This is a genomic window from Xenorhabdus szentirmaii DSM 16338 (assembly GCF_002632585.1).
GTDB lineage: Bacteria > Pseudomonadota > Gammaproteobacteria > Enterobacterales > Enterobacteriaceae > Xenorhabdus > Xenorhabdus szentirmaii.
In genome coordinates this window covers 1-730 of record NZ_NIBV01000035.1, presented here as the reverse complement: position 1 = coordinate 730, position 730 = coordinate 1, and the positions used below count along the sequence as shown (strand labels likewise).

General features: G+C 45.5%; 1 protein-coding gene. It reads right to left on the bottom strand.

Annotation, left to right across the window (positions count from 1 at the left end; all coding sequences use genetic code 11):
• Positions 1-144 precede the first annotated feature (144 nt).
• Positions 145-504 carry an RstR family transcriptional repressor gene (locus tag Xsze_RS21510; RefSeq protein ID WP_038234419.1) on the bottom strand — a complete coding sequence of 120 codons (360 nt, stop codon included), beginning with the start codon at positions 502-504 and terminating at the stop codon, positions 145-147.
• Between the last annotated feature and the right edge of the window lie 226 nt (positions 505-730).

Sequence of the window (730 nt, the reverse complement as noted above, 5' to 3'; positions counted from 1 at the left end):
TAATAACGTTCTGTTTTCGCTGCTTTATTTTGAACACAGTTTTGCTTAGAATGCGCCTTAGCCATCATTCAACTCCTAATCAGTTGGTTGTGGTTAGCAGGTTGCCAGTGTTGACGCACTGACAACTTGCGATCATTTTATAAACTACTCTTTCTTTTTAGATGCCTGCCTTGCTGAATCCCAGCGCCGTGACTGATACTTGATAATCAGGCTTTCCAACACTTCCCGCACAATGCCTTGCTCATCCTCAGGAAGCTGGCTAATCGCTTCAAACTGCAATGAAAGCTCACCGGTTGGCACACGTTCATGTGTATCAAATAACAAAAAGTCCGTGCTGACATTCAGCGACGTGGCAATCTTCTTCAATACCTCAAGGGAAGGCTGTGCCTGCCCTGTTTCGTATTTCTTCCAGCTATTGGCATGAATGCCAATGGCATCCGCCATTGCCTGTTGGGATAGGCTGCGTTGTTTGCGTAGCTCAATGAGTCTTTCAGATAAAGGCATAGGTAAACACCAGTAAATCGAATGACTCATGATTCTACCCCCTGAAAAATAACCGCTTGACGATAGTACATATATATGTGCCATAATAAAACATATAAATGGTCTTGACAAGGTTTTGAGGGAACAAAGATATGGCTCGCATTCCCGACGCAGAATTACAGCACCTGAAATCCGCCGTCTCCTTAGTTGCCGTGATTGAGCAGCAGGGGCGGAAGCTCACCCCGCG